Origin of the sequence: Marinobacter sp. Hex_13 (genome assembly GCF_001566815.1) — a bacterium.
In the GTDB taxonomy this organism is placed as follows: Bacteria; Pseudomonadota; Gammaproteobacteria; order Pseudomonadales; family Oleiphilaceae; genus Marinobacter; species Marinobacter salarius.
This window is the reverse complement of record NZ_LSMM01000065.1, coordinates 1-23,793: the sequence shown is the minus strand read 5'-3', so window position 1 is coordinate 23,793 and position 23,793 is coordinate 1. Positions and strand designations below refer to the sequence as shown.

At 53.9% G+C, this 23,793-nt stretch carries 15 protein-coding genes and 2 tRNA genes; 4 read left to right on the top strand and 13 right to left on the bottom strand.

Features of this window, described 5'->3' with window-relative positions; genetic code table 11:
- Positions 1–2 precede the first annotated feature (2 nt).
- From brxC to AXW11_RS16305, 10 genes are all read right to left on the bottom strand, one after another.
- The gene (brxC, locus tag AXW11_RS16350; RefSeq protein WP_091642160.1) at positions 3–3,644 is read right to left on the bottom strand and encodes a BREX system P-loop protein BrxC; all 3,642 of its coding nucleotides are present in this window, start codon (positions 3,642–3,644) and stop codon (positions 3–5) included.
- Positions 3,645–3,667: 23 nt separating this feature from the next.
- The gene (locus AXW11_RS16345; RefSeq protein ID WP_091642157.1) at positions 3,668–4,249 is read right to left on the bottom strand and encodes a BREX protein BrxB domain-containing protein; all 582 of its coding nucleotides are present in this window, start codon (positions 4,247–4,249) and stop codon (positions 3,668–3,670) included.
- Positions 4,227–5,012 carry a DUF1819 family protein gene (locus AXW11_RS16340; RefSeq protein ID WP_220387374.1) on the bottom strand — a complete coding sequence of 262 codons (786 nt, stop codon included), beginning with the start codon at positions 5,010–5,012 and terminating at the stop codon, positions 4,227–4,229. The genes AXW11_RS16345 and AXW11_RS16340 overlap by 23 nt, the downstream gene beginning before the upstream one ends.
- Positions 5,009–5,515, bottom strand: coding sequence for a BrxE family protein (locus AXW11_RS16335; protein WP_091642149.1), 507 nt, complete (start codon positions 5,513–5,515; stop codon positions 5,009–5,011). Before AXW11_RS16335 ends, AXW11_RS16340 begins: the two co-directional genes overlap by 4 nt.
- Before the next feature lie 130 nt (positions 5,516–5,645).
- Entirely contained in the window at positions 5,646–7,067 is a 1,422-nt protein-coding gene (locus AXW11_RS16330) for a hypothetical protein (protein WP_091642146.1), read from the bottom strand.
- Positions 7,064–12,046 carry an AAA domain-containing protein gene (locus tag AXW11_RS16325; RefSeq protein WP_091642144.1) on the bottom strand — a complete coding sequence of 1,661 codons (4,983 nt, stop codon included), beginning with the start codon at positions 12,044–12,046 and terminating at the stop codon, positions 7,064–7,066. The genes AXW11_RS16330 and AXW11_RS16325 overlap by 4 nt, the downstream gene beginning before the upstream one ends.
- A gap of 511 nt (positions 12,047–12,557) precedes the next feature.
- Positions 12,558–15,209, bottom strand: a complete 2,652-nt coding sequence (locus AXW11_RS16320; protein ID WP_091642141.1) for an AAA family ATPase — start codon at positions 15,207–15,209, stop codon at positions 12,558–12,560.
- Positions 15,206–16,327, bottom strand: coding sequence for a metallophosphoesterase family protein (locus AXW11_RS16315; protein WP_091642138.1), 1,122 nt, complete (start codon positions 16,325–16,327; stop codon positions 15,206–15,208). Before AXW11_RS16315 ends, AXW11_RS16320 begins: the two co-directional genes overlap by 4 nt.
- Before the next feature lie 184 nt (positions 16,328–16,511).
- Positions 16,512–16,585, bottom strand: a tRNA-Cys gene (locus AXW11_RS16310).
- A 66-nt stretch (positions 16,586–16,651) separates the two neighbouring features.
- Positions 16,652–16,727 (bottom strand) — tRNA-Gly (locus AXW11_RS16305).
- A 182-nt stretch (positions 16,728–16,909) separates the two neighbouring features.
- Here AXW11_RS16305 and AXW11_RS16300 point away from each other — a divergent pair.
- From AXW11_RS16300 to AXW11_RS16285, 4 genes are read left to right on the top strand one after another with little or no spacing between them, the layout of a single operon-like run.
- A complete protein-coding gene (locus AXW11_RS16300) occupies positions 16,910–18,034 on the top strand; it encodes an MlaE family ABC transporter permease (protein ID WP_091642135.1) in 1,125 nt (374 codons plus the stop codon).
- Positions 18,031–18,828, top strand: coding sequence for an ABC transporter ATP-binding protein (locus tag AXW11_RS16295; protein WP_091642133.1), 798 nt, complete (start codon positions 18,031–18,033; stop codon positions 18,826–18,828). Before AXW11_RS16300 ends, AXW11_RS16295 begins: the two co-directional genes overlap by 4 nt.
- A gap of 48 nt (positions 18,829–18,876) precedes the next feature.
- Positions 18,877–19,815 carry an MlaD family protein gene (locus AXW11_RS16290; protein WP_091642130.1) on the top strand — a complete coding sequence of 313 codons (939 nt, stop codon included), beginning with the start codon at positions 18,877–18,879 and terminating at the stop codon, positions 19,813–19,815.
- Positions 19,812–20,423, top strand: a complete 612-nt coding sequence (locus tag AXW11_RS16285; RefSeq protein ID WP_051946980.1) for an ABC-type transport auxiliary lipoprotein family protein — start codon at positions 19,812–19,814, stop codon at positions 20,421–20,423. Before AXW11_RS16290 ends, AXW11_RS16285 begins: the two co-directional genes overlap by 4 nt.
- Before the next feature lie 4 nt (positions 20,424–20,427).
- On the opposite strand, the gene pgsA is transcribed toward AXW11_RS16285, so the two are convergent.
- From pgsA to uvrY, 3 genes are read right to left on the bottom strand one after another with little or no spacing between them, the layout of a single operon-like run.
- A complete protein-coding gene (gene pgsA, locus AXW11_RS16280; protein ID WP_036207967.1) occupies positions 20,428–20,985 on the bottom strand; it encodes a CDP-diacylglycerol--glycerol-3-phosphate 3-phosphatidyltransferase in 558 nt (185 codons plus the stop codon).
- 7 nt (positions 20,986–20,992) lie between these two features.
- Entirely contained in the window at positions 20,993–22,870 is a 1,878-nt protein-coding gene (gene uvrC, locus AXW11_RS16275; protein ID WP_091642127.1) for an excinuclease ABC subunit UvrC, read from the bottom strand.
- Positions 22,854–23,516, bottom strand: coding sequence for a UvrY/SirA/GacA family response regulator transcription factor (uvrY, locus tag AXW11_RS16270; RefSeq protein WP_091642124.1), 663 nt, complete (start codon positions 23,514–23,516; stop codon positions 22,854–22,856). The genes uvrC and uvrY overlap by 17 nt, the downstream gene beginning before the upstream one ends.
- Between the last annotated feature and the right edge of the window lie 277 nt (positions 23,517–23,793).

The following is a 23,793-nucleotide window of genomic DNA, read 5'->3' as shown; positions in this document are numbered from 1 at the left end:
AGTTACCCCTCGTCCTTTAGGTTCAGCACGAGCTCGAACTCGTGGGCGTAATACAATTCAGCCCGCAGCTTGTTCAATTCACCAATCAAGACGTCGAGGTCATCCATACTAGTGATCTTGGCTTTGGAGGCGAACTGACGCTTCATTGGCTGGGGCTTTCCTTCGGCAGCAGTCTTGTCTTGCTCTGCTTTTACCTTTTCACGGACTCGCTCACTGCCGATTCGCTGAATACGGCGCTTTACATCCTCCACCTGGCTATTGATCGTATATTCCTGCCTAACCAGAGCTTGAAGCCCTGAGAGATCTTGAGAGGCTTCGATCTGTAGAGCCTCCAGATCGCCAAGTAGCGCATTCTGCTCTTGCTGGGTGAGTTCTACCCACTCGGGTAATCGATCGAGATCTTCTTGAGCTGATTTGATTCTTTCTGCCTGCTCATCCTGCAAGGCTATGGCAGAATCGCGAACTCTGGCTTTTAGCGTTGTTAAGCCACTGGAGAACTCAGTAGCGTATTTGAAAAATTCCTGGTGGTTCACCCGGTCCTGAATTTGGATTAATTCATCCGAGAGCTCATTTTTTAGTTTTCCAGGTACGCCGCTGTCAGGCAGAGTTTGGATTGTGGAAACGTACTTCTGCAGTTCCCGCAACGTGTTCTCTAGTCCATTCTCAAGTGCACGATGGAGCTCGGCAGCCCATTTCAAGCTTTCGTACAGTTCTGAGGTTTCATTGCCCAGGCGTTTCGGCGCATCCGATGCGTCGTTCGCTAGGATATCTCGCATGTCACTAGAGAGGTTTTCCAGTCGATCACTGCCTGGCAAGCCCAGAGCTTTCAATTTTTCTGAGAGCGGACCATAGCGGTGCTGGAGCTGCGGCAGCATTTTCACCGTTGCTTTGCTGATGTCGTCTTCCAAAGGAACAACCACATCGCCTGTCAGTTCGGTGAGGCGTTCAGCGGCACACGCTTGCACTTCCATGCTGGGGCGGTCTTCTCCTCGCAAGGAAACGCCAACGGACTTGAAACTGTTATTAGTTTTAAATGCATCAATGGCCTGCTGCCCGTTTACGGTTACTTCTCGGCCACCTACCTTCAGCTTAATCTCGCCGGCAATCAGCATGGCGGCAACCAGGTAGCGCAAAGTATCTTGCGACCAGCCAAACGGTGGTGCCGTGAAGATATCGGCAAGGCGCTTACCTTCAATAGAACCCTGCCGTTCGATCATGTCAGTGATGCTAGTTATGGCTTTGTGGGTTGTGTCGATTGACGGCCCTTTAGCCGTTTTTTGAACCAATCCCAGGGGGTCAACCGCAGCCGTTACGCCGGTGAGGTTACCCAGGCGCAGAAACTTCTCCGCCAAGTCTGTTCCTGCTCGGGATGGAGCCTCTGAATGACGATCGAACACCTGTTCTGCGACATCACTGATGTGTTTTCTGGCGGCGTTGAGAAGTTCTTGATCCAGCGAGTTCACCGCCGTTGGGGTACCACGGAAGATGAAAGAGCCCTGTAGCAAGCTGCGACGAATTTGCCGCTCAAGGTCGCTCATCAACCGAGCTGCGCGATCCGATTGGCCGGCGCAATAGTCTTTTACTTCCTGGTCGGGCTCATTCCGGTAGCGGGTTACCACTTCTTTGCAGCGGTAGATTTCCGTGGTCAGTTCATCCATTTCTGGCGTTGTACGCCCTAGAAGAAAGATGGAATATTGCTCTGACTTCTGCCGGCTATCGTTTACCAGGCGGGCCTTGGCTGCGTCGTAATCAGTGGGATTAACCAACTCGACAATGGTTTGAATTGGGTTTCTTTCCCCTGCCAACGAGGATGGGACAGAACCGGAGGCTGCCTGAACCTTGAGTCCAGTGGCGACACCTAAAGAACCGTTGAGCTGAGTTTGGGGCAATGGCGAATACACTTCTTTCAGCGCGTCGCTGATGATTCTGCGCAACTCCACCGCGCGGGTGGCAATGTTGGCTCGCTCTTGTTCGATCTCGTTCAGCTTCTCGCTGTAGAAACACAAGCTGCCATCTTGTTCCCCAAAAGGAACAATTGGATCACTAATAAGCTGCTCGACAGCTGCCGTCACCTGTTCTGTTGCTGCGGCTTGGGTAATACCTGCATGCATCAGACTGGTGACGTTCTGACGTGTTACCGGCAAGTTGTTCAGAATCTGAAGCACGCAAACGGTTTTTGCGATGTTTTGATGCAGCTCAGAGTCCGGGAAGCGGATTTTTACCTTTCCAACGGATTGATGAAGCGACTGGAACGCACGGCGGATGTCTTTTTCAAGCGCATCGTAGAGCGTTACTGTGTTGGCCAGCCAGCCCACAGGCTGATCCGCCACCGGTGTTCTCCCATCGGGCCCTTCGACGAGGATGTCCTGGACCACCTTGATGGCGGATCGCAGACCAATGCCACCCGTAGATTTCGCCAAGGCGCCGAGCAGGTGGAGGAGAATGTCGAAGTGCGCGGGTAAGAACGGATATAGGTCGATGAAAGTCTGGCGATCGAAATCGGCACCGTATACTCGTGCGTCTACGAGCTTGGTGTTGTGGCGTAGCGCCTGACCATGCTGGTCGAACAGGCTGCCCAATTCTTCTTCGCCAGTGGGAGACTTGCCAAGCAACCGCCGGTAACAGATCTCTTTGATATCGCTCGCTTCCAGATCAATTTGAATTGGGAAGCGGTCGTTGAGTTTGAACAGTTCGGCGGAGTTCAGTGCCGCCTTGGTGTCGTCTTCTGTCAGAGTCTGCTGAGCGGTACCGATAATCCAGACCTTGCCGTCGCCAATATGTTTCAGGTTTTTCGCAAGACCGTCCAGGTTGAGAATCAGGTTATGGCGAGATGCAACGTACTGCCCTACCTCATCGATGATGAAAATGATGTAGTCTTTGCCGGTTGCTTCGCGGGCAATATCGAGCATTTCTTTGACACGATCATCCTCAAAGCGAATAACCTCACTGGTTTCTGTTGAGAACGAGGTAGGGGTGGTGAAAAGCGTCGGATACATTTTGTGAGCAAGCTCTGGAATGATGCTGTCCACAACAAGCTCGTCGTTCCGATAGTCCGCCCACTCCTCTCCTTCCGTGTGCTCACGGAATAACTGCAAAAACTCGTCGTGGCGCCCTTCTTTTTTGAGGCGACGCTCAAATGCTGCCACCTTCAAGTTTCGAGAGTAGCCCGCCCACTGCAGCACTTTGTAGTAAAGCACCGTGGACACCTCTTCCATGGTGGCACCGGCGACCTGCTCACTGGCTAAGTCCAACATGAGTACCGCTGCGGGGAAACGCTTGGCAACGGAACTTAACAGCGCTTTGGTGGTGCTTTTGTGTAAGCGATCCTGTAGATGCTGTATGAAAGGCACGCCGTCGATTTTGATGTTTTCATCGAAAGCCAAGCCCAGGTACTTAGTAAAAGAGCTTTTACCGGAGCCATAGAAACCAGACACCCAAACCCCGACCTCGTTTTCTCCGCCAGCATCCATGGCGTGCTGCATTCTGCTCAGCAGCTTTTCGAATTGGTCTTCGATGCTTTCAGTAACAACGTACTCTGAAATCTCCGCCTTTAGCCGGGCCTCTTGGGACGCACCGTAGGTGATGACCTTCTCAATGGAGCGGTAGATGTCTTTGTTACTATCAAAAAGCGATTTGATTTCCATTCTCTTATCCTTTGACTACGTTTTTACCCACCAACGTGTTCGGAGCGGTAGTTGCCATCTTCTGGGTAAAAACCAAGAAACTTCAGTCGGGTTTTGCCAGTGCGTACACCGGGATAGAAAAATACTGTGGGCACGGAGAACTTGCCCTGGAGCTGCCCTTCGATGGAGCCAATCCTTATATAGGGGTGCAGCGCCTCCAGATCGGTTACTAGCAGGATGGCGTTGGGTTCTTGCTCCAGCTCGGTTAAGAGGTCTTCCAACTTGGACTGCAGAGTTCCTTTTTCGAGCCGATTTGCTAAGGCAGCGTTGGTCTTTTGCCATTGCTGAGGAGCTTGGGCGTCTTGCTTGTGCCAAGCGTTTTTAATAATGCTTGGGGTCGACTCGAAAATTTCCCGAATGGCATCAGCGATCGAGAATTTGTGGACGATCCAACCATCATTGGTCAGGCGGGCTTCCCAGGCTTTCATCTGGCGTTTGACGGCCAAAATATCGCTGGGTGAAAAAACCAGGTAATAAATTGGCTCAAAGCTGGCTTGGCCAAATTCCCTGCCTCGCTTTATTCGCTCAATGACTTCGTTAAAATCAGCGTTCAGCGATGATGACATCGACCACCTCTTCCATTGTTTTGTACTGCCAACTAATTCGCACCACATCCGCTGCGGACTGAACGATCAGCCAATTATTCTTCGCAAGCCGTTTCAGCTCGTCTCTCACATCCATGGGCTCAAGACCAAACAGCTCCCATGACGGGTGGTTGATAACCGCGTTATCACCCAGCCCGTTTAAATGATGCATGTATGCCAGGTAAAGAACCGTCGACTGCTCGATTCGAATCGGCTGAATATCTCTAGCTGAGGTTCGCCTGGATGATAAGAGACCGTAGTCAGCGCAACATCCGATCAGGTAGGAGGACATCCTTTTGATTGTGGACTCAGCCCAATACTTCTGAGTTTTACCATCCCTGACGGCTTGCTCTACGAAGTCCTTAGCGTCATCCAAGGAAATGGTGCTTCGACCACCGGCGTAGTGAGGCCAAAACACTTCTCGGACGAAATCCCTGAATATCAAATTAGCTTCAGCGGTGTAGACCATCAGAAGTTGATTTAGGGTGGAGGTACTAACCTCGGTCGACAACCGCTTTAGGTGGGGGGCTCCGCCTTGTTTGAGATATCTGGGCGCGAAACACTCGGAGACGATATTTCTCAATCTTCGAGCCGAAACCATCGGAAACAGGCCAGAGTTCAATGCGCTCTCGTAGAGTTCAGAGCTGGTTTGTCCTGGCTCGTAAATGGAGAGCAGCAGTTTTGTTTCCTCAACCAAGCCTAACCCAGCTTGCAGTTGGGTTGTGTATTGCACAGCTTCAGTCACGCAGCCTCTCTCATGAACGGGTAACATTTTGCACCAGATTGAAAGGCTGCCAGGTAGTAGCCCGCAGCTTCCTGCAACATCTCACCTAAATTCGAATCGGCGTATTGGCCAACAGCAACAGGCCCATCTGCCTGACTACCGTTTCCACCCGCTAGTCTTTGCAGCACACTCAGTGCTGACTCTTGGCTATCGAGCATCTTCGGGTAATGATCCTCATCCTGCGCCTGAACATAATCGGCAGCGGCGTGTTCGACGGCTTCGGGTAACCGAAACAGATGGTAGTTCTTACCGATACCAATAAATTCGTCGTGCACGAGGAGTGCCGCTTCAGTTACCCCTCTGTACTGCGCTAACGCAACTGTCCTGGGGTAGATCGGCGAGAGGTATGTTTTCGCTTGGGGTGCCAGAAAGCTGGACGACCACCAGTCGTTTTGGGACTTTTCGCCCAGGTAGCCAACGGCCATGCGGAGGTCGGCTACGGTTTGAATGCTTTCTCTATCCATATGACATCTCTAATCATTTGCACCTACTACAGGGCGCCAGGCAAGACTGAGTATCCTAGTAGTTCTCAGCTGATGTCGCTAGCAGCCTGCCCGTTGTTTACAGTGAATTCGCTACGACCATCTGAAATTCTTACAGTTTACTGAGCGGCCCAAGATCCCTTGGGTTGTCAAAGCCCACCACGCCACTGATGTAATCTTCCACAAAACCTGAAATTACCTTTATCCGGTGCGGATCCTCTGTGACGAAGCCCAAGGGAAGAGTCACTGGAAGGCTTTCTCTCTTGGCGACGTGATAGGTAACTACGGCGAAACGATCAGAAAACAACAGGACTTCAACGTTACCGTCGAGGAATCCCTCTAAAAGACCAAAAACACTAGATTTATGCTTCGAGAATTGTTGCTTCCAGCGATGAATTGAATGACGATCCTTTGAGTCCTGGATTGGCACAAAGAGCTTCGGTGTGTAAGACCGGGTGGACTTTCTGCCCTTGGTCACGGCTTGATCAACTAATGCGTCCAGACATGCTGAAGTCTTCATGCTTTGACCCCAGAACCCATCTGCAGGGGCAAGCCAAACCAGGTCTGGTGGCGAATCATCACGACTGTTTGAGGAGTCACTATGTTTCTTCAAGTACCGATCGATAAGTTCCCAATTTTCCTGAGAATAAATCGGCCCTAAAAAAGGTATCCACGCCGAGTCGTTGAGCGCGCCCGCATCCCGATCCTGTATGACTTTCGTGACATCGATTGAGTTGTCATTAAAGAGAGTAAGAGTTTCTCGGTCCTCCAGTATTTCCATCGCCCTTGCAATATCCGCCACGTTTGTTGGTTTTTGCGCGGAAGCAATAGCGTCAGTAACGAGATCTTGCACTGATGAAGAATCATCAAGCACCTCGAAGTCTGCCCTTTCAACCGGCATACCCTCTGAGTCAATAGCGAACCTGCTAATCAATCTCAGTGGTTCCTGCCCCAATTTTCGAACAGACTCCATCGTGTAAATACTCGGTCTGCCCGGATCCTCGCTGACCGACTTGTGCTCCCAAAACCCCTTTTCTTGGATCGTGTAGAAATGCTCCTGAAACTTTTTCCTCACCAAACGCTCGCTGTTAGCGACCGTATCATTAGGAATTTCTAATCTCAGACCAGGAGCCCAATCTCCGTGATTACGCTTTGTTCCCACGCAGTTAAAACTAGCCAACTCGAAGGAGAAAGCACCACCACTTTCCACCAAAGCTGAAACCCGCGGTGTTCCTCCCAGTTCACCAAAGTAATCACGCGACTTTGAAGTCAGGTCAATTTGGCCATTCTCTAAGAATTGAAGATCACCCTTATCCACAAGGTCACTGATTGCCTCAGCCGCCTCTCTTTCGCTCAACCCAAAATAGTTTGCGATATCGGGTGGCATCACCGGAGAAACATGAACGAGCCTCAGCACAAATTCACGCACAAACGGCAGGCGCTTTTTGGTCACGTACGAGAAGCGGATGTTGAATCGGTGGACAGGCAGTAGAAAATCCACCTCATGGTAGACTATTTTCACTTCCTCGCTCATCGTACCTTGCCTCCCTGCTGACCCTTAATGTTTTTTGCGTTGATGAACCGGTAACCAACCCCTTCTCCTCTCTCCTCCATGAAGCTCGCAACTCGCCCCAAAGGAAGGTCCTTGTTTTTTGACTGCCACATTTGCGATGACCCAACAATTAACAAGCGGTCCATTGCTCGAGACAAAGCTACGTTTATTCGATTAGGCGCTCTGAGAAAGCCCGGGCTTTGGTGTTTGTCCGACCTGGTCAGCGACAAAATGATGATCCTGTTTTCCTTGCCTTGATAGCTATCCACAGTATCGATCTTAACGAGCGCCTTAAAATCTTCATCCCATTGCACTTCCTTGAACTTCTGGCGGAGGATGCGTTTCTGTTCTCCATACATGCAAATCACGCCGATAGCCGGCTCCCCGTCCTTAACGGAGGACTTCAAGTCCAAAAGCAAATCCAAATTCCCCGCTACTTCCTTGAGCAATTTGACGATCAGGTCCGCCTCACATCTGTTGTAAATGCTCACACCTTTATCACTTTGGTGGTGCGACTTATTCCCCAAGCTGGATGTATCAAGCCAGGTTACTGGCGCTTGAAGCGCCTCAGGTAACCGATCATAAATATCTGGTATCGCGCGATTTCCATTACCAAGTTTTCCGTCGTAGAAGACTTCGGATACCAGGTCTCCAATCTGGGGCCCCATGCGATATTGAGTAAGCAAAGTCGCGCCTACTTGACCACCAAATCCGGACTCAAAGGCGCGAGCAAAATCACTTTGGAGCATTACATCCAAATCATTCGCAGACGTTGAAATACCGAGTCGACGAGCAAGTGCTTGTTTGTGCGGAATCGTGTAGAGAGGTGGCAACTGCTTGTGATCTCCAACAAGCAAGATCCGCTTACCGGCCTGCATAGCGATTGCCAGCTCACTAGATATCGAACGGGCAGCCTCGTCTATGATTACCCAATCGTATTGATTATCCCTGATGCCAATATGGTGCTGTCCGATTCCGACACATGTCCCAGCCACCAACTGACGAGATCTCGCGAGAAATTCGTCATAATTGACGCCCTCCGTTTCTAGGACATCCAGCATATCGCGAGAGATTTTCGTCAGTGCCTTAGCCCGCAGGGCCTCATCTGGTCTGACGGCGAACTCGTGATTAAGCTTCTCAATAACGCGCTGCTTTGCAACTCCTAGCTCATCCTCCGGAGCCAAATCAATTTCGAAATCCTCTCGTATAGATAGGCGAATAGTCTGCTGCAGCTCGAAAAGGGACTTTTTCAGCTCCTTGATATCATCCGCGTCAAGCTTTTGGTTACTGAGCGAGTCAGTTATTGATTCGGCATGATCAATTTGTCGGAAGAGCTTCAGTTCAACATTGACGAGCGCCGACAAATAGCCAGAATCCAGACCAAGTGCTCTACCTAAAGAACTGGCACGATACTTTGCTTCTGCACGGAAAAGTTCCTTTTTTTCCGTAATAATGGAGTTCGAATAGGCATCCTTTAGGCCGGTAGAAACCGCACCTTCTCTGTTGCTGAAACGAACCACATCTAAAGAGGTACCCAACCGCGCGCAGTGGTTTCGAATTCGCTCTGCTGCAGTGTTGACTGCCTCATGTGATTGACTGACTAACAGGACCCGTTGAGCCTGCTGCTTTTCAATCAGGTAATGGACGAAAGCAGCTATGAACTCGGTTTTCCCGGTTCCCGGCGGGCCTTGAAGGAGAGAGAGAGGGCCATGCTGTATGAGCTTCCGAAATGCCTGTCTTTGCTGCTCGTTGAGGCTTATGGTGTTTCCGTGATCATCTTCCCGGTCATATCGAGCAAAGTCATCATCAGTGACATCGATGTCGTAAACTTGCGCCGGCAGAGAGCAAGATGGATCGAAATAAGTGACCAGATTGTTGATTACACCCTCTCTATCCAGTAAGCACTGCAAAGCCGCTTTTCTTTTTTCATAGGATGCACGTGTTTGTTTTGTCCTGAAAAAGAGAATATCCCCTTCGGATAGGCTGTGAGCTTTGAAGCGCAATTTTGTCAGGCGAACTTCATTCAGTTCCGATTGCTTCAGGACGACTTCACCGACGGAGAACTCTTTCTCGTCCTTTAGAATCAGCGCTTCGATTACATCAGTCTTTCCAAACTGCCCGAGCGCGTCGACATCTGCCTGATAAGGAAGGATGAGCTGGTCTTTGACGTCTTTGACTGGCCTTGGCCCATCAGACACCTCAATGTAAGGATACGATTCCGTCTCAGTCTCGAGGATGGCCTTCCAGAGATTTTGGGTTGAAATTCGAAGCTCTGACTCAATGCTGACGCCGGTTTCGTCCTCGTTTTCTGAAGCGAATGTGTTTGCTTCTGAAGCGGGATCTGCCGTCACAGTTTCCTGCGAGCTCTCTTTAGAGAGTGCATAGTCAATCGCTCGAGAGAATGCTTCATTTTCCTTAAGTTTCTTTGATAGTTCCGATAGGTCAAAGCCTCCGCTGGGCACAACCTGGATCGGAAAATCTAACTCTAATTGACTTTGGTCGGCGTCATGCCGTCGAACAGATGATCTGGCATGAGGCTCAAACCCTACGACAAAAGCGCGATCTTTCACCTTGAAAATTAAGTCAACGCTTCCCCCAATTCCCAACATCCTAACTCGTGCATCTGAGGGGTCCTTCCGACTGGGCTCAATCTGTACATAGAGATGGCCATTGTCTGGGTAAATGGTAAGTGGCTCAAAGGTGCCTCGAAGCGCCAATCTTACCGGCTGAACAATGCCATAGTCGGGAGCTTCGATAGCAGCTTTAAAACGAGCGAGATCCTTAAAGCCAAAGGACGTGTCCTCCAGTTCCTCCTTCACGGCATTCGTAATATGGGCATATTCCTCGGACGATTCACCCCAGGTAATTCCAAAGAGATCACAGGTCATTCTCATGACCGCAAAATTATCTCGCTCATATGCTGTGCAGGAGTCAATGTTCTCCGGACTGTATTGATGGTTTAAAGCTTCCTCAGACTCAGGGGAGTAATCCGGAATATCGACAAACGATAACCGATATTCATCGCCTTCTTTGCCGACGATAATGTTGCCGGGGTGAAGATCCCCGTGAGCCATATGTATGCCATGCAGATGTTCAACCGCATCAATGAGTTTCTCGACAAGCGCAGGCTTCTCCGACTCCTCAGGGTCTATATCATTCCAATGGCAGCCCTCCGCACTATCCATGACCACGTACAAGCTTGAGGATTTGGTTGCGATGCCGAATTCCCGAATGCACGGTATGTAGTGAGGGGTCGCGGCCTGCAACCTTTCAACACGCCTTAAAAAATGAAGCAACTTGTTGCCTGTCGCTGGCTCATCAATTACTGCAACGTTGAGCCATGCTTTTACCACCTGACCGTTCGATGGGTAGACCTCTTTTTCTTCTGTCTCTATCCAAAACTCTCCATCTTCACGAAATTGGCGCGAGTGGTTAATTGCTCTGCGGTAGGGATCCAGCTCGGCCTGATTGAACGTCACTGTCCGATCAGCTTCAGGCTCTGCCGCTTTCAACGCATCGAAGAGTTCGGTCGCATTCGAAAAACGGCATCCTTTGTAGGCATCGAGCAGCACTGGAGCATAAAAGCTTGTGCTCTCGGCCATTTCCACCTCTACCCGTTCCATACTGGCGGGTGAAATGCGTTTAGCATTGAGAATGTGCCAGCTCAGCAATCCCAGCGCACGGACGTCAGCATCGAAAGGGGTTCGAACACCGTCGGCATTCGCACTAGCGAGGATTTCATTAACCGCCAGAGATTGACGATAGTCTCCAACCGTTCCAACTGGCTGGTGGTAAGCAGAAATAAAATTCGACAGGGCAACTTCCTTACTCGGAGAAACCCAGATGCTGTGATCCCCTAGATCACGATGTGCAACTTTAATTTCATGGAGGTCTGCAAACTTGGCGACAAGCAGCTTCATCAGGTTGGCTCTATCGATCTCCGAGAAAGAGTGCCCATGCTTGCCGATGAATTCATTGAATCTGAGGTGGTTTGGGGGTAGCTCATAGATTTCCGAGTACTCGGTCGTTACCTCGTCTTTTTGCACACTAGTGAGTGAGCGCAGGCAATGTTTATAGAGGTCGTGATCTTGGTGCTTGATAAACTGCAGCACCTCGCGTTCGCGAGAAACGATGGAAAAACGACCGTCTGACGTCTTTGCCTTAGGGCCCTTTAGGTTTTCGAAATTCCACAGCCTTAACAGAGCCTCCTCACCTTTCGAGATTTCAGATATAGCCTGGAATTCTTGATAGACGTTTTGGGGATGCTGGAAAATCAGGTCAGTCGCTTTGTAGCCGCCGACACGTATAGGTTTGGGTGTTGTTTTATTGCCCAGAAACAGGTCATCGAAAACGTCAAAATCTTGGTTTAATACCTTTGCTTGAGGATGAGGCCTAAACCGATGATTGAACTTACCTTCATCGGCAAATCCCAAAAACTCTGAAAGACTTAACGTATGAGTCCTTTCCTGCTCGGTGATTCCGGCAAATCCAGCATTGCCCGTCATAACAATCAAGTGATGGATGAAAGGAGTACGCCCAGTGTTACTGAACCTATGCCGGACTCGATCAAGCTTATTCTTTAGTAAATGCACTTTCTTTTGAGTAACGCTGACGGGGGAACGCCCCATGTCGGTATCATTCTTATACCAACGATCTCCCTTCGATTTTATCTCGCCTTGATTCCAGTCTTTGAGCTCGATTATCAAGACGTTGCAGTGAGTAACGATAACCAAGTCAAATTCACCCTCGTTACCCTTCGCATCAACGAACCGAAAGCCAGCGTATCCCTTCCAGGGAAACATGCCTTTGAGCCCTAGGTCTCGAATTTGATCTTGCAGAGATCCGCCAGTTTGCGGCTTCGATCTGCCTGAAATCTGGCCTGGACTAAAGGCCTCCTGAATTGCTTCGATCGCTTTGATCTCCTGCGACTGCAAGCCGCCTTCCCATAGCTTCACTTCCATAAAAGCCCATACCCTCGAACTGTATGTTTTAAACGGCCCAATCTGTCCAAGCTAATCAATCAAGGCCAGGCAAACGCATCAAAAGCGATTCTTCGGTGACATGCGGGATTCACCAAATTTTGCTCAATGTTATCCGGTTAAAAATGTCTATGTTATTGATTTTTTGACCAGTCGGTGAGTTCTTCAGCCCTAAGGTTTCAACGGTAGGCACCTACTCTATCGGAGGCTTGCGACTCGGTAAATGTATTGAGATCGATATTAGGGGGAAATATAGGTCCCCGCAGAAGCGCCCCGATGACCTGTCAAGTTATCGCGATGTGGATGTTGTTGGATATTTCAGTGACCATGTAAAGGGGCAGCTATCTCCCATTTCGAACTCCCCGTTGCCCTCCTAATGTTGGCGAGCACCACCTTAATATCGATTCATTTGGAGCCAGACGAACACTTCACGTATGTTCCCAATCGGTGCCATCTCGTGAATCGTATGGTGACGGAGAAGCACTGCCTTGTTTCACTCCTGCGACTGCATGCTCTGTCCCTTCGATGCCTGAATATCCACAGGCGGCACACCCAAGTCCTGCCACTTCTCCGGATGGCAGGTAAACAGCAGTATCTGATGCCGGCTCGCCGCATCGAACAGGATGCGTTTCATTTCTTCCAGGCGGTCGCTGTCACTGTGCACCAGGGTATCGTCCAGTATGACCAGCGTTGGCCTTCCGGCTTCCCGCAGCAGATCGGCGTAGGCCAGGCGGCTGATGAGGCCCATCTGTTCCCGGGCGCCAAAGCTCAGTTCAGTGATTTGCCCCAGTTCGGTCCCCCTGGCGAAAGTGCCCGGCCGTAGCTGTTCGTCCACTTCCAGCGAAGCTTCCGGAAACAGCACTGAAAGATAGTGGTTCAGGTGTTTCTGCAGGGGCGCCTGGAGTCGACGCGTCAGGGCCTGGCGCTTTTCGGTGAGCAGGTTCAGCAGCAGATCCAGCGCTTGGGCGCGGCGGTGCAACTCCTGATAGCGGCGGTTGCACTGGTCGTATTCCGCCTCTTTCTCGTTGAGCTGTTCTTCCAGCCCTTCCGCGCCCCAGGCTTCCAGCCTGACTTTGATATCGCGGAGTTCGCGGCCCCGGTTCTCCTGGGTCTGGCGCAGCTGATTGACCGCATTCTGGTAGCGTTCGATATCCTGCCGGAGAAAGTCCGGGCGGGCCTCGCGGATTTCCCGTTCGCGGCGTTCGAGGCTGGCTTCCAGTTCGGCCTGCTGTTTTTCGATGTTCGCCAGGTCGGTGGTTATCTGGAGAAGTTGCTGCTGCCGTTCCGGGCTCTTCTCTTCATCCGCAAGCCGCTGCCATTCGGTTTTGGCGTTGTCCCGGGCCTGTTTCAGGGCAGACAGACTGGACTGATGGGCGCGCTCATCGGATTCGGCTTTGTCCAGTGCGTTGCCAGCCCGGGTGAACGCCGCCTCCGCTTCTTCCAGGGCCGGCACATCCTCTTTCGGATCCGGTTTGGGAGTGGCTTCCAGTTGTGTTCTGGCTTTCTCCAGCTCGCCGTCCACCTCTTTCTGGTCGGAAACAAGTTGCTCAAGGCCGGCCGGCGCCAGAGATTTGAACAGCTCGTCGGCATGCTTCACGGCTCGTCCAGCACTTTCAAAGACGGAAAGACGATCCTCCGCCTGTTCCACGGATTCCACACCAAGAGTCTTCAGCTGTTCGTCCAGATCTTCCTCAAGGGCTTTAAGCTTCCTTCGTGTGCTGGCCAGCTCTTCCCCGCCCGGCGTTATACCCAGCGTGCCAACGCCCGGAATAACCAGGGTTGATTCTTCCAGAAGCTGTCGCTCACCTTGTCCGGTAAGCGATTCTTCGTTTAGCGTCAGTGATGCGCCAGCATCCAGCTGCCAGCTCAATCGGGTGGCGATGGTCCGTGAGCGAATGGTCTCTTCGTTCAGCTGGTTCCCCGTTGCTCGCAGTTTCTTGACCAACTCTGAATCGATACGATTTTCCCTGGCCTGCTGCCTGGCTTGCTCCAACTGCTGGTGGTATTCCTTTGCCTTGGCAAGGTTCTGAGTCAGCACCTGTTTTTGCTGTTCAAGCCGGCGGACATCCTGCTCAAGCCGCTCCCGGGTTTGCAGCAAACCCGCCAGTTTGCGTTGCTTTTCTGCTTGCTCATAGGCGGTTCTGGCTTCGGTTAAACGGCCTGTGACCGCGGGTGTTTGTGCCTCTGCCACGGAAAGGTCGCGCTCGGCACGATCCAGTTCTGCCTTCCGGACTTCAAGCTGGCGACTGAGCCCTTCCAGGTGTTCCTTGTTCTGCTGCAACAGGCTATGGTTTTGCTGTAGCTGGCTGAGCGTGGCTTTCTCCTGGTTCTGTTGCTGCTCCAGGCGCTCAACCTGCTGGTATCGCACCCGGGCTTCCTCCAGCTGGCGCTGGGCATCTTCCCAGGGGCGCTCGGCCTCGGCCTGATCATAGTCCTGCGCCAGTTTGCCAAGCCGGTCGACCTGCTCCTGGTATTTATGCACCCGCTCCTTCAGCTCTTCAATTTCAAGTTCATATTGGGCACGGTCTTTTTCAAGTTTCAGGTAATCGCCCCGGGGCTTGCCGGTGCCGGTCAGCAGGGTGTCCCGCTGGCTGCGAACCGTCTCGATCAGGTCGTCGCCTCCGGAGCTGGCCACCTCTCCGACCATGGAATTCAGGGCAGACTTCAGGTGATCACCGGCATGCTCTATGGCCTGCTCGATGTCCTGCCCGGTGCCCTGTTCCACCCACAGCAGTCCCGGTATGCCCCAGTGTTCAGCTTTGCTGGCGCCACGTTTTGGGTACTGGTAGCCCAGCAATTCGGCCAGTTTTTCTTCGGCGTCGTCTTCACTGTAGGTCTCGGTGCCCACAGCCAGGTCGCAGCGTTTGCGCTGGAGAAAGCTTTTGGTGAGGCGCCAGGTTCGGTCGTCTTGTTCAAACTCCAGCTCAATGGTGGGCGCCGCGGCAGAGTCGCCCCACGGGCGCAGGTCGTCTACGGCCGTTGAACGGTAGCGCTCGAAAAACGCCGCTCGGATGGCGCGTACCAGGGTGCTTTTGCCGGACTCGTTGGGGCCGTGAATCAGGTTGAGGCCGGGTTGCAGGTTGTCCAGAACGAAGGGTTTGCGGAACTGGCGCAGCTGTTCAATGCGCATACGCTGCAGCTTCATTGCCCTACCTCCTGTTCCCGCTCTCTGAGCATCCCGGCCAGAATCGCCAGGGCATCCCGGGCGACATCATCCTGCGCGCCCTCTTGCCGCTCCCGCAGGCTTTCAACCACCTCGCCCACGTAGCCATCGGCTTTCAGGGCCGCGATGTCCTCATCGGTAGGCGTAAGCTGAAGCCCGCTCCGTTCGCAGCCAAGGCTGCGGAATCGCGCTTCGGCAACTGACAAAGCTTTCAACAGGGTTTCTTCGCCGGCCAGGGTCACCGAGCCTTCAAGGCGAAGATCAACAACAGCGGATTCGGGCAAGGCGTTCAAACGCTCCAGCAGCTGCTCAAGATCAGACTGGACCGCCAGGGTTTCCCGCCATTGATGCCACTGATACCGCCCCGTTGGGACTGAGGTTACTTTCGGGGTTGCCCCGAACTCGGACACTTCAACGATCAGGGCATTCCCCGCTTCGTTGTTCCGGAACCGTTCCGGCTCGGGGGTTCCGCTGTACCAGGTGCGTTCATCGATCTGTTTGGTACCGTGCCAGTCACCCAGAGCGAGGTAATCGAGACTGCTGGCTTTCGCCCGGTCTGGTGCAATCGGATTGGTTGAATCAATCTCGTCCGGCAGCAGGCCCTGGACGCTGCCGTGGGCCAGGCCCACTCTGAGAAAACCTTCCGGTGATTGATAGCCGCTGAATGGCTCGGTCAGATCGCCGTAGGTATGGCGTTGAGTCAGGGGCGCGCAGAGGATGCTGAGGCGCTGGTCTTCCAGATCAATCACGCCGGGCTGAAGCGCGAGATTTACATTCTCCGGCACTGCACCAAGGCGTTGTGCTCGGGTCCACACGCTTTCTGCCAGGGCGGCGTCGTGGTTGCCTGGCAGCATGACCCAGGGGCCGGTAAACCCCTTTGTGGCGTTGAATACCCTGCGAATGGTTCGGTCAGAGATCGTTTGGGCATCGAAGACGTCACCGGCCACCAATACCGCATCGCACTGGTGCTCATTGGCCAGTTGGGCAAGCGTTTCAATGGCTTCGAACCGGGCCTCGACCAGGGCCGCACCGTCTTCGGTCTCGAAACGGGTAAAGGCCCGGCCCATCTGCCAGTCTGCGGTGTGCAAAAACGTCGGCATGTCAGGTTCCTGAGAGATCGGGAAATTTTCGCGTCATTCTAGACTACCCACGATTACTTTACAGATATGATGCGACAGACCAGGTCGTGAAGATCACAGGAAAATGGCTCAGGTTCGAACCAAGCGTCGACGGACGCAAGCAAATGAAGGTGTGCTTGGGTGCTGTGAGTAACTAGGAAAAAATTGGAGGCGCGGGTCGGAATCGAACCGGCGTACACGGAGTTGCAGTCCGCTGCATAACCACTCTGCCACCGCGCCGGGAAAAGTTCGAAGGGGATTCGATACTTTTATGCTCTCAGGTGGGCATTGAGAGACTGTGTTAATTGGAGCGGGAAACGAGATTCGAACTCGCGACCCCAACCTTGGCAAGGTTGTGCTCTACCAACTGAGCTATTCCCGCTTGATCAACGAGGGCGTATTCTACGGATTAGGCCGTTTGCGTCAACCACTTTTTTCAACTTTCTGTTTTAGTTCAGATTCTGATCGATTGCACTCGAACGCAGCAACCCCCAACACGCGAATTTGAGCTAGTATCAAGGAACACCCATCGCCAATCCTCAACAAAGGAGACGGGATTTCCAGATGCCCTCCCCTGGCAAGCTTGTATTCCAGAACGGCCAATTGACCGTCTCGGGCGACTGGACGCTTCCGAACTACGGTAGCTTGAAGCGGGATGTCCAAAAAGCCGGCGCAATGGAGTTACCTAACGGGCATTCGGTCAATCTGGCAACCATCAATGCGCTGGATACCGCCGGCGCATCTCTGTTGGTGGACCTTCTGGGTGCCCGTCAACTCCATGAGCTTACCGAGCTAACCCCCGGGCTTTCCAGCGAACGTCAGGAACTGCTGCGCCTGGTTGCCAACGCGATGGCCAGCCCTGAAGGCGAAAAGGCCCTCCGATCCAACCCGATCACCGAGTTCCTGGCGGGTGTTGGCGAAAAAATCGAAGACTTCTGGCATCAACAACGGCTGTTGATTGGTTTTACCGGCCAGATACTGGCGACATTGGCGAGCATCCTTGCAACACCCTGGCGATGGCGTATCACATCGCTGGTGGCCCACGTCCATCAGACCGGGCTCAATGCCCTTCCCATCGTGGCGCTGCTGACGTTTCTGGTGGGTGCGGTCGTTGCGTTTCTGGGCGCCACCATTCTCGATGATTTCGGCGCCACCATTTACACCGTGAACCTTGTGGCCTTCTCGTTCCTGCGGGAATTCGGTGTTCTGCTGGCCGCTATCCTTCTGGCCGGCCGCACAGCCAGCGCCTTTACCGCGCAACTGGGCTCCATGAAAGCCAATGAGGAGATTGACGCCCTACGCACCTTCGGCCTGAGCCCCGTGGAACTGTTGGTTATCCCCCGGGTGCTGGCGATGGTGATTTCGCTTCCCATATTGACCTTCGTCGGCATGATCAGCGGCATTGTTGGTGGTTCGCTGGTGTGCGTCGTGGCGCTGGATATCTCGGTTCCGCAAATCCTGAATATCCTCGAAACCAAGGTAAGGGTCGTCCACCTCCTGGTTGGGCTGGGGAAAGCCCCTATCTTTGCGTTTGTGATTGCCGTTATCGGCTGCCTTGAGGGCTTCAAGGCCAGTGGAAGTGCCCAGTCCGTCGGTGAGCACACCACCTCCGCCGTGGTACAGTCGATCTTTATGGTGATTCTGCTGGATTCCATAGCAGCGATATTCTTCATGGAGATGGGCTGGTGAGAAAAGAGGCCGCGCACCAGGATGTGGTTATCAGCGTGAAGGGCCTTTGTAACCGCTTCGGTGGTCATGAGGTACATACGGATCTCAATCTTGACCTTTATCACCGGGAAATACTGGGGGTGGTTGGCGGCTCGGGAACCGGCAAGTCGGTGCTGCTGAGGAGTATTGTCGGGCTGCATACGCCGGATTCCGGGACCATAGAGGTCTTTGGTGAGCAGTTGCAGGCTCTTTCTCAACAACAACGCTCCCGTGTAGAACGGCGCTTTGGCGTGCTGTTTCAGAGCGGTGCCCTGTTCAGCTCCCTGACTCTCCAGGAAAACGTTGCCCTGCCGCTGATTGAGCATGCCAAACTGTCCCGTACTGACGCGGAACACTTGGCCCGGGTGAAGCTCGCACTGGTCGGCCTGCCAGCCAACGCGGCCGGAAAGTACCCCGCCCAGCTGTCAGGTGGCATGGTCAAAAGAGCCTCGCTCGCAAGGGCCCTGGCGCTGGACCCGGAGGTGTTGTTTCTGGACGAGCCCACGGCCGGGCTCGACCCGATTGGCGCCGCTGCCTTTGACCGACTGATTGTTACGCTTCGGGACGCCCTTGGCTTCAGCGTGTTTCTGGTGACCCATGATCTGGACACCCTTTACACCACCTGTGACCGGGTGGCCGTGTTAGCCTCGCGGAGCGTACTGGTGGCGGACCGGCTGGCGGTGGTTGAGGCCACCGACGACCCCTGGATTCGTGATTACTTCCATGGGCCCAGAGGCCGCGCCGTCAATCGCATCAGGCCGGCCACGGGGCAATAAACGTAAACAACCGGAAAGCAGCAAGGAAGTCGGGAGAGGCACGCTGATATGGAACCCAGAGCACATCACGTCCTGATTGGGCTGTTCACACTGGTTGCGCTTGCCAGTGCGCTCGCGTTCGCCTTGTGGCTGGGCCAGGCGGGCAACGACCGCGATTATGCCTGGTACGAAATAATTTTTGATCGGGGCGTCAGCGGGCTCTCGGAGGGCAGCCCGGTCAAATACAGCGGCATTGAGGTGGGCGACGTGGCCGAACTGAGCCTCGACCCAAATGACCCGCGCAACGTCAGGGTGCTCATTCGGGTATACGACGATGTGCCCATTAAGGAAGACACCCGGGCTGGCCTGGCGTTAACCAACATTACCGGCAGCATGAACATCGAACTGAAGGGCGGCACCCCCGGCAGCAAAAAGCTGACTGGGAGCCTTGAATCCCCACCGACCATCCAGGCCGAACCCTCGGCCTTTACCACCCTGATGGCTTCCAGTGAGGAACTGTTTGCCAAGCTTGATAAATTTCTCACCAACGCAAATGCCATGGTGTCCAAGGAAAACTCCCGCAACCTCACCCGCAGCCTCAAGAACATCGAGGCCGTGTCGTCTGGGTTGATGGATCAACGCAGCGAACTGAGCAATCTGGTGACGAGTTTCGATCAACTCAGTGTACAAACCGAGGCCACACTGAAAACCTTCCGTCAATTTGGCAGCACAGCGAACACTTTGCTCGACAAGGAAGGCCGTCAGTTGATGGCCACTGCCCAGAGCGCCATGGATTCACTGGAAACCGCTACCGCGCGGCTTGAAGCACTCACCGCCCGCAACGAGGGCTCCCTGGACCAGGGAATGCAGGGCATCGGTGAACTGGCGCCCGCCATGCGGGAACTGAGATCAACGCTGCAAAACATGGACAGTCTTATCCACCGCCTGGAGGACGACCCGGCCGGCCTTCTGCTGGGCCGCGAGCCGATACAGGAGTTTAATCCATGACACTGACTGCATCACGGGCACTGCTCTGCATGGTCGTTGCCGCCACGTTATCCGCTTGTACTCTGTTCCCGGATCGACCGGCCAATCGAATATTCCAGTTACCTGCTTCCACGGTTGAGGAATCCATCACTGACAACAAACCATTCAGCACAACCCTTCGGTTCGTAACGCCCCTGGCCGAAGGCCCCGTTGATAGCTCGCGTATTCTGGTGAAACCGGAGGGCAACGAAATAAAGGCCTATCAGGGAGCGCGCTGGAGCAAGAAGTCTCCCATCCTGGTTCGGGACCAACTGATCGATGCCTTTCGCCGGGATGGCCGCTTCGCTGGCGTTATTACCGGAACCAGTCCGGCCCGTAGTGATCTGACCATGGCCGGAGAGCTAGGCGCGTTCCAGAGCGAGTATCAGGACGGCATGCCGGTAGCGATGATCAGGCTGGACCTGCATCTCATCGACGAGCGCACCCGCAATACCCTTGCCAGCAAACGCTTTGAGTACCGCCATCCGGCGAAAGGGGAACAAGTTGAAGCAGTCGTGGAGGCATTTGGTGAGGCCAGTAGCGCACTGGCCCGCGAGGTGATTCGCTGGACGGTCGAACAGCGCCCCTAACCCGTTAACCCTGGTGTTTTTCCGGAAAAAGGTCCGGCCAGGCGGCCTTGAGATAGAGAATCATCGACCAGAACGTCAGTACCGCTGCCACGTACAACAGGGCCGTACCGGCCTGGGCCCAGACGACACCAGGAGGAAATGCCAGCAGCATGATAATGGCCACCATCTGCGCTGTTGTCTTGATCTTGCCAATGTAGGAAACCGCCACACTCGCACGGCTGCCGATTTCCGCCATCCACTCCCGCAATGCTGAAATCACGATCTCACGACCGATAATCACCGTGGCGGGAATCGTCAGAATGAAACTCGCGTGGGCTTCAATCAGTACGGTCAGTGCTACCGCCACCATAAGTTTGTCTGCAACGGGGTCCAGGAAGGCACCAAATGGTGTGCTCTGATTCAGTTTCCGGGCCAGGTAACCATCCAACCAGTCCGTCGCCGCCGCCAGCGCAAACAAGCCAGCACTGACGAGATAGCTCCATTGCGCCGGCAGGTAATAGATAATCACGAAAACCGGGATCATCAGAATCCGGGAAAGGGTGAGAATGTTCGGTAAATTCATGCTATCCCTACTCGTCATGCAGTACTGCGTAGATGGTTTCTGCCAGGTTCCTGCTGATTCCCTGAACCTTGGACATTTCGTCGATACTCGCCTTGCGTAGCTCCTGGATGCCGCCAAAATAACGTATCAGATCGCGGCGGCGTTTGGGCCCTACACCTTCGATTCCCTCAAGGGTGGATTGCCGGCGTTTCTTGTCACGCCGGGCCCGATGGCCAGTGATGGCGAAACGGTGCGACTCGTCTCGGATATGCTGGATCAGGTGCAGTGCCGGCGAGTCTGCGGGGACCCGATAGAGGTCACCGGTCATGGCATCAATCAACTGTTCCATACCCGCACGCCGGGTGACACCCTTGGCAACACCAATCAGCGGAATGTCCGTAACACCAAGTTCATCAAACACTTCCCGGGCAATGTTCAACTGGCCCTTACCACCGTCGATGAACACCAGGTCCGGGCGTTTGCCCTCACCTGCCACCATGCGTTTATATCGGCGCGTCAGAACCTGGCGCATGGCTCCATAGTCATCACCGCCGGTAACACCCTCGATATTGTAAAGCCGGTAGTCGCTTTTCAGCGGCCCATTCTCGTCGAAAACCACGCAGGATGCGACCGTGTTTTCACCATGGCTATGACTGATGTCAAAGCACTCCATACGTGACGGCGTTTCAGCGAGATCCAGCAGGTCGCGCAGGGCCAGCAGGCGGCGATAGACCGTTTCCTTGCTGGCCAGGTGGGTCAGCAATGTCTGCCTGGCATTCGTCATGGCCAGATCCAGCCAGCGCCGGCGCTCCCCGCGCACGTTCTTGCGTACCCGGGTGTCACGACCGGCGGATTCTGTCAGCGCCTGGGACAGCAGTTCCTGGCCGTCGACGTCCACCGGCACCAGGATGTCCGGTGGAATTTCCCGGCGGGTGCTACCGCCGAAATAATACTGCCCCAGAAAAGCACTTAACAACTCAGCTTCAGACTGCTCAATACTGTATCGCGGAAAATAGTCCTTGGTACCGAGCACACGCCCACCGCGCACGATGATCACCACGATGCACACCACACCAGCATCCTGGGCAATGGCCACCACGTCGGCATCACCCCCTTCGCCGTCCACGCTTTGCTGCTCCTGAACGTGCCGCAGGTGATTTATCTGGTCGCGGTAGACACCGGCTTTCTCAAATTCCAGATTCTTCGCCGCGGTTTCCATGGCCGCCATCAGATCCTGCAGGATCGCGGGGTTCTTGCCTTCGAGGAACATGGTGGCGTGGCGCATGTCTTCCCGATAATCCTCGGGGGAAATATAACCGACACAGGGTGCCGTGCAACGGTTGATCTGATACTGAAGACAAGGACGTGTGCGGTTTCGGAAATAGCTTTCACTACAGGATCTTATACGGAAAATCTTTTGTAGAATGTTAAGACTTTCCTTGACCGCTCCAGAGCTCGGAAATGGGCCATACCAGGTACCGCCACCTTTCTTCGTGCGCCCTCGGCGAAACGTCAGGGAGGGATAATCATCGTGTGAGGAAAGGTAGATATAGGGATAGGATTTATCATCCCGCAGCAGGATATTGTATGGCGGCCGCAGGGATTTGATCAGGTTCTGTTCAAGCAGGAGGGCTTCGGTTTCACTGCTGGTGATGGTGACTTCGATGGAGTCAATTCGGGAGACCAGGGCTTCGGTCTTGGGCGCCAGGCCGGATTTGCGGAAGTAGCTGGTCACCCGTTTCTTGAGGTTGCGGGCCTTACCCACATACAACACATTGCCAGCGGCGTCGTACATGCGGTAAACGCCGGGCCGCTCGGTCAACTGTTTCAGGAAGCTTTTGGTGTCGAACTCCCTGTTGTTCCCTGCCTCGGCAGAATCAGCCGGTGCGTCAGACCTTGTCGGCATCGAGCAACCCGAGCCTGACCGCCATCAGCGCCAACTCAACGTCACTGGAAATTTCCAGTTTCTCGAAAATGCGATAACGGTAACTGTTTACGGTTTTGGGGCTGAGGCAAAGCTTGTCGGAGATGTCCTGCACTTTCTGACAGTCCACCACCATCATGGCAATCTGCATTTCCCGCTCGGACAACCGGTCGAACAGGGATAGCTCGCCGTCTTCGTCCCGAGCGTCGCCACCAAGCTGCTTGAGCGCCATTTTCTGGGCAATTTCCGGGCTGATGTACCGCTGCCCGGAGTGCGCCATGCGGATGGCGCGAACCATTTCCTTGATGTCGGCGCCCTTGGTGATATAGGCCGATGCGCCGGCCTGCATCACCCTGGTGGGATAGGGGTCATCCGCACAGGCAGTTACCACGATCACCCGCACCGCATCGTCAATGCGCAGGATGCGCCGTGTCGCTTCCAGCCCCCCAATACCGGGCATACGGATGTCCATCAACACGATGTCCGGGCTGTCTTTACGCACAGAATCGATGGCATCCTCGCCTGAAGATGCTTCGCCGATGACTTCAATATCGGGGTTGTCCGCCAGCATCCGGGTAATACCGGACCTGACCAGTTCATGGTCGTCTACAACCAATACCCTGATCAAAACTCACCTCGCACGCGGCTTTTATGGGAATTTACGAATTGTACCGGTTAAGGGTTCCCGACGGTAGGTGCATCCATCAATACCGGGACCCACTGCTCAGGAAGCAACTATCAGCGCGCCAATCCCAAGCCTGCGGTGTTCTCTACCGGGTCGAACCAGACCACCAGATCCCGTCGCCGAACCGCCGATTTTACCCGCTCGCGCTCTGCCATCGGGTTCTCGGTGTCGTTCAGCCCGTGGTACCGCGTGCAGTATTCGTCAACCAGCCCATCAAGCT

What these genes read in the sequence shown, in the direction of transcription:
- AXW11_RS16345 (WP_091642157.1), bottom strand. Translation starts at nt 4,249, where the DNA reads ATGTCATCATCGCTGAACGCTGATTTTAACGAAGTCATTGAGCGAATA.
- AXW11_RS16285 (WP_051946980.1), top strand. Translation starts at nt 19,812, where the DNA reads ATGACACTGACTGCATCACGGGCACTGCTCTGCATGGTCGTTGCCGCC.
- AXW11_RS16335 (WP_091642149.1), bottom strand. Translation starts at nt 5,515, where the DNA reads ATGGATAGAGAAAGCATTCAAACCGTAGCCGACCTCCGCATGGCCGTT.
- brxC (WP_091642160.1), bottom strand. Translation starts at nt 3,644, where the DNA reads ATGGAAATCAAATCGCTTTTTGATAGTAACAAAGACATCTACCGCTCC.
- AXW11_RS16320 (WP_091642141.1), bottom strand. Translation starts at nt 15,209, where the DNA reads ATGAAGCTGCAGCGTATGCGCATTGAACAGCTGCGCCAGTTCCGCAAA.
- AXW11_RS16330 (WP_091642146.1), bottom strand. Translation starts at nt 7,067, where the DNA reads ATGAGCGAGGAAGTGAAAATAGTCTACCATGAGGTGGATTTTCTACTG.
- uvrC (WP_091642127.1), bottom strand. Translation starts at nt 22,870, where the DNA reads ATGCCGACAAGGTCTGACGCACCGGCTGATTCTGCCGAGGCAGGGAAC.
- AXW11_RS16325 (WP_091642144.1), bottom strand. Translation starts at nt 12,046, where the DNA reads ATGGAAGTGAAGCTATGGGAAGGCGGCTTGCAGTCGCAGGAGATCAAA.
- AXW11_RS16315 (WP_091642138.1), bottom strand. Translation starts at nt 16,327, where the DNA reads ATGCCGACGTTTTTGCACACCGCAGACTGGCAGATGGGCCGGGCCTTT.
- pgsA (WP_036207967.1), bottom strand. Translation starts at nt 20,985, where the DNA reads ATGAATTTACCGAACATTCTCACCCTTTCCCGGATTCTGATGATCCCG.
- AXW11_RS16300 (WP_091642135.1), top strand. Translation starts at nt 16,910, where the DNA reads ATGCCCTCCCCTGGCAAGCTTGTATTCCAGAACGGCCAATTGACCGTC.
- AXW11_RS16290 (WP_091642130.1), top strand. Translation starts at nt 18,877, where the DNA reads ATGGAACCCAGAGCACATCACGTCCTGATTGGGCTGTTCACACTGGTT.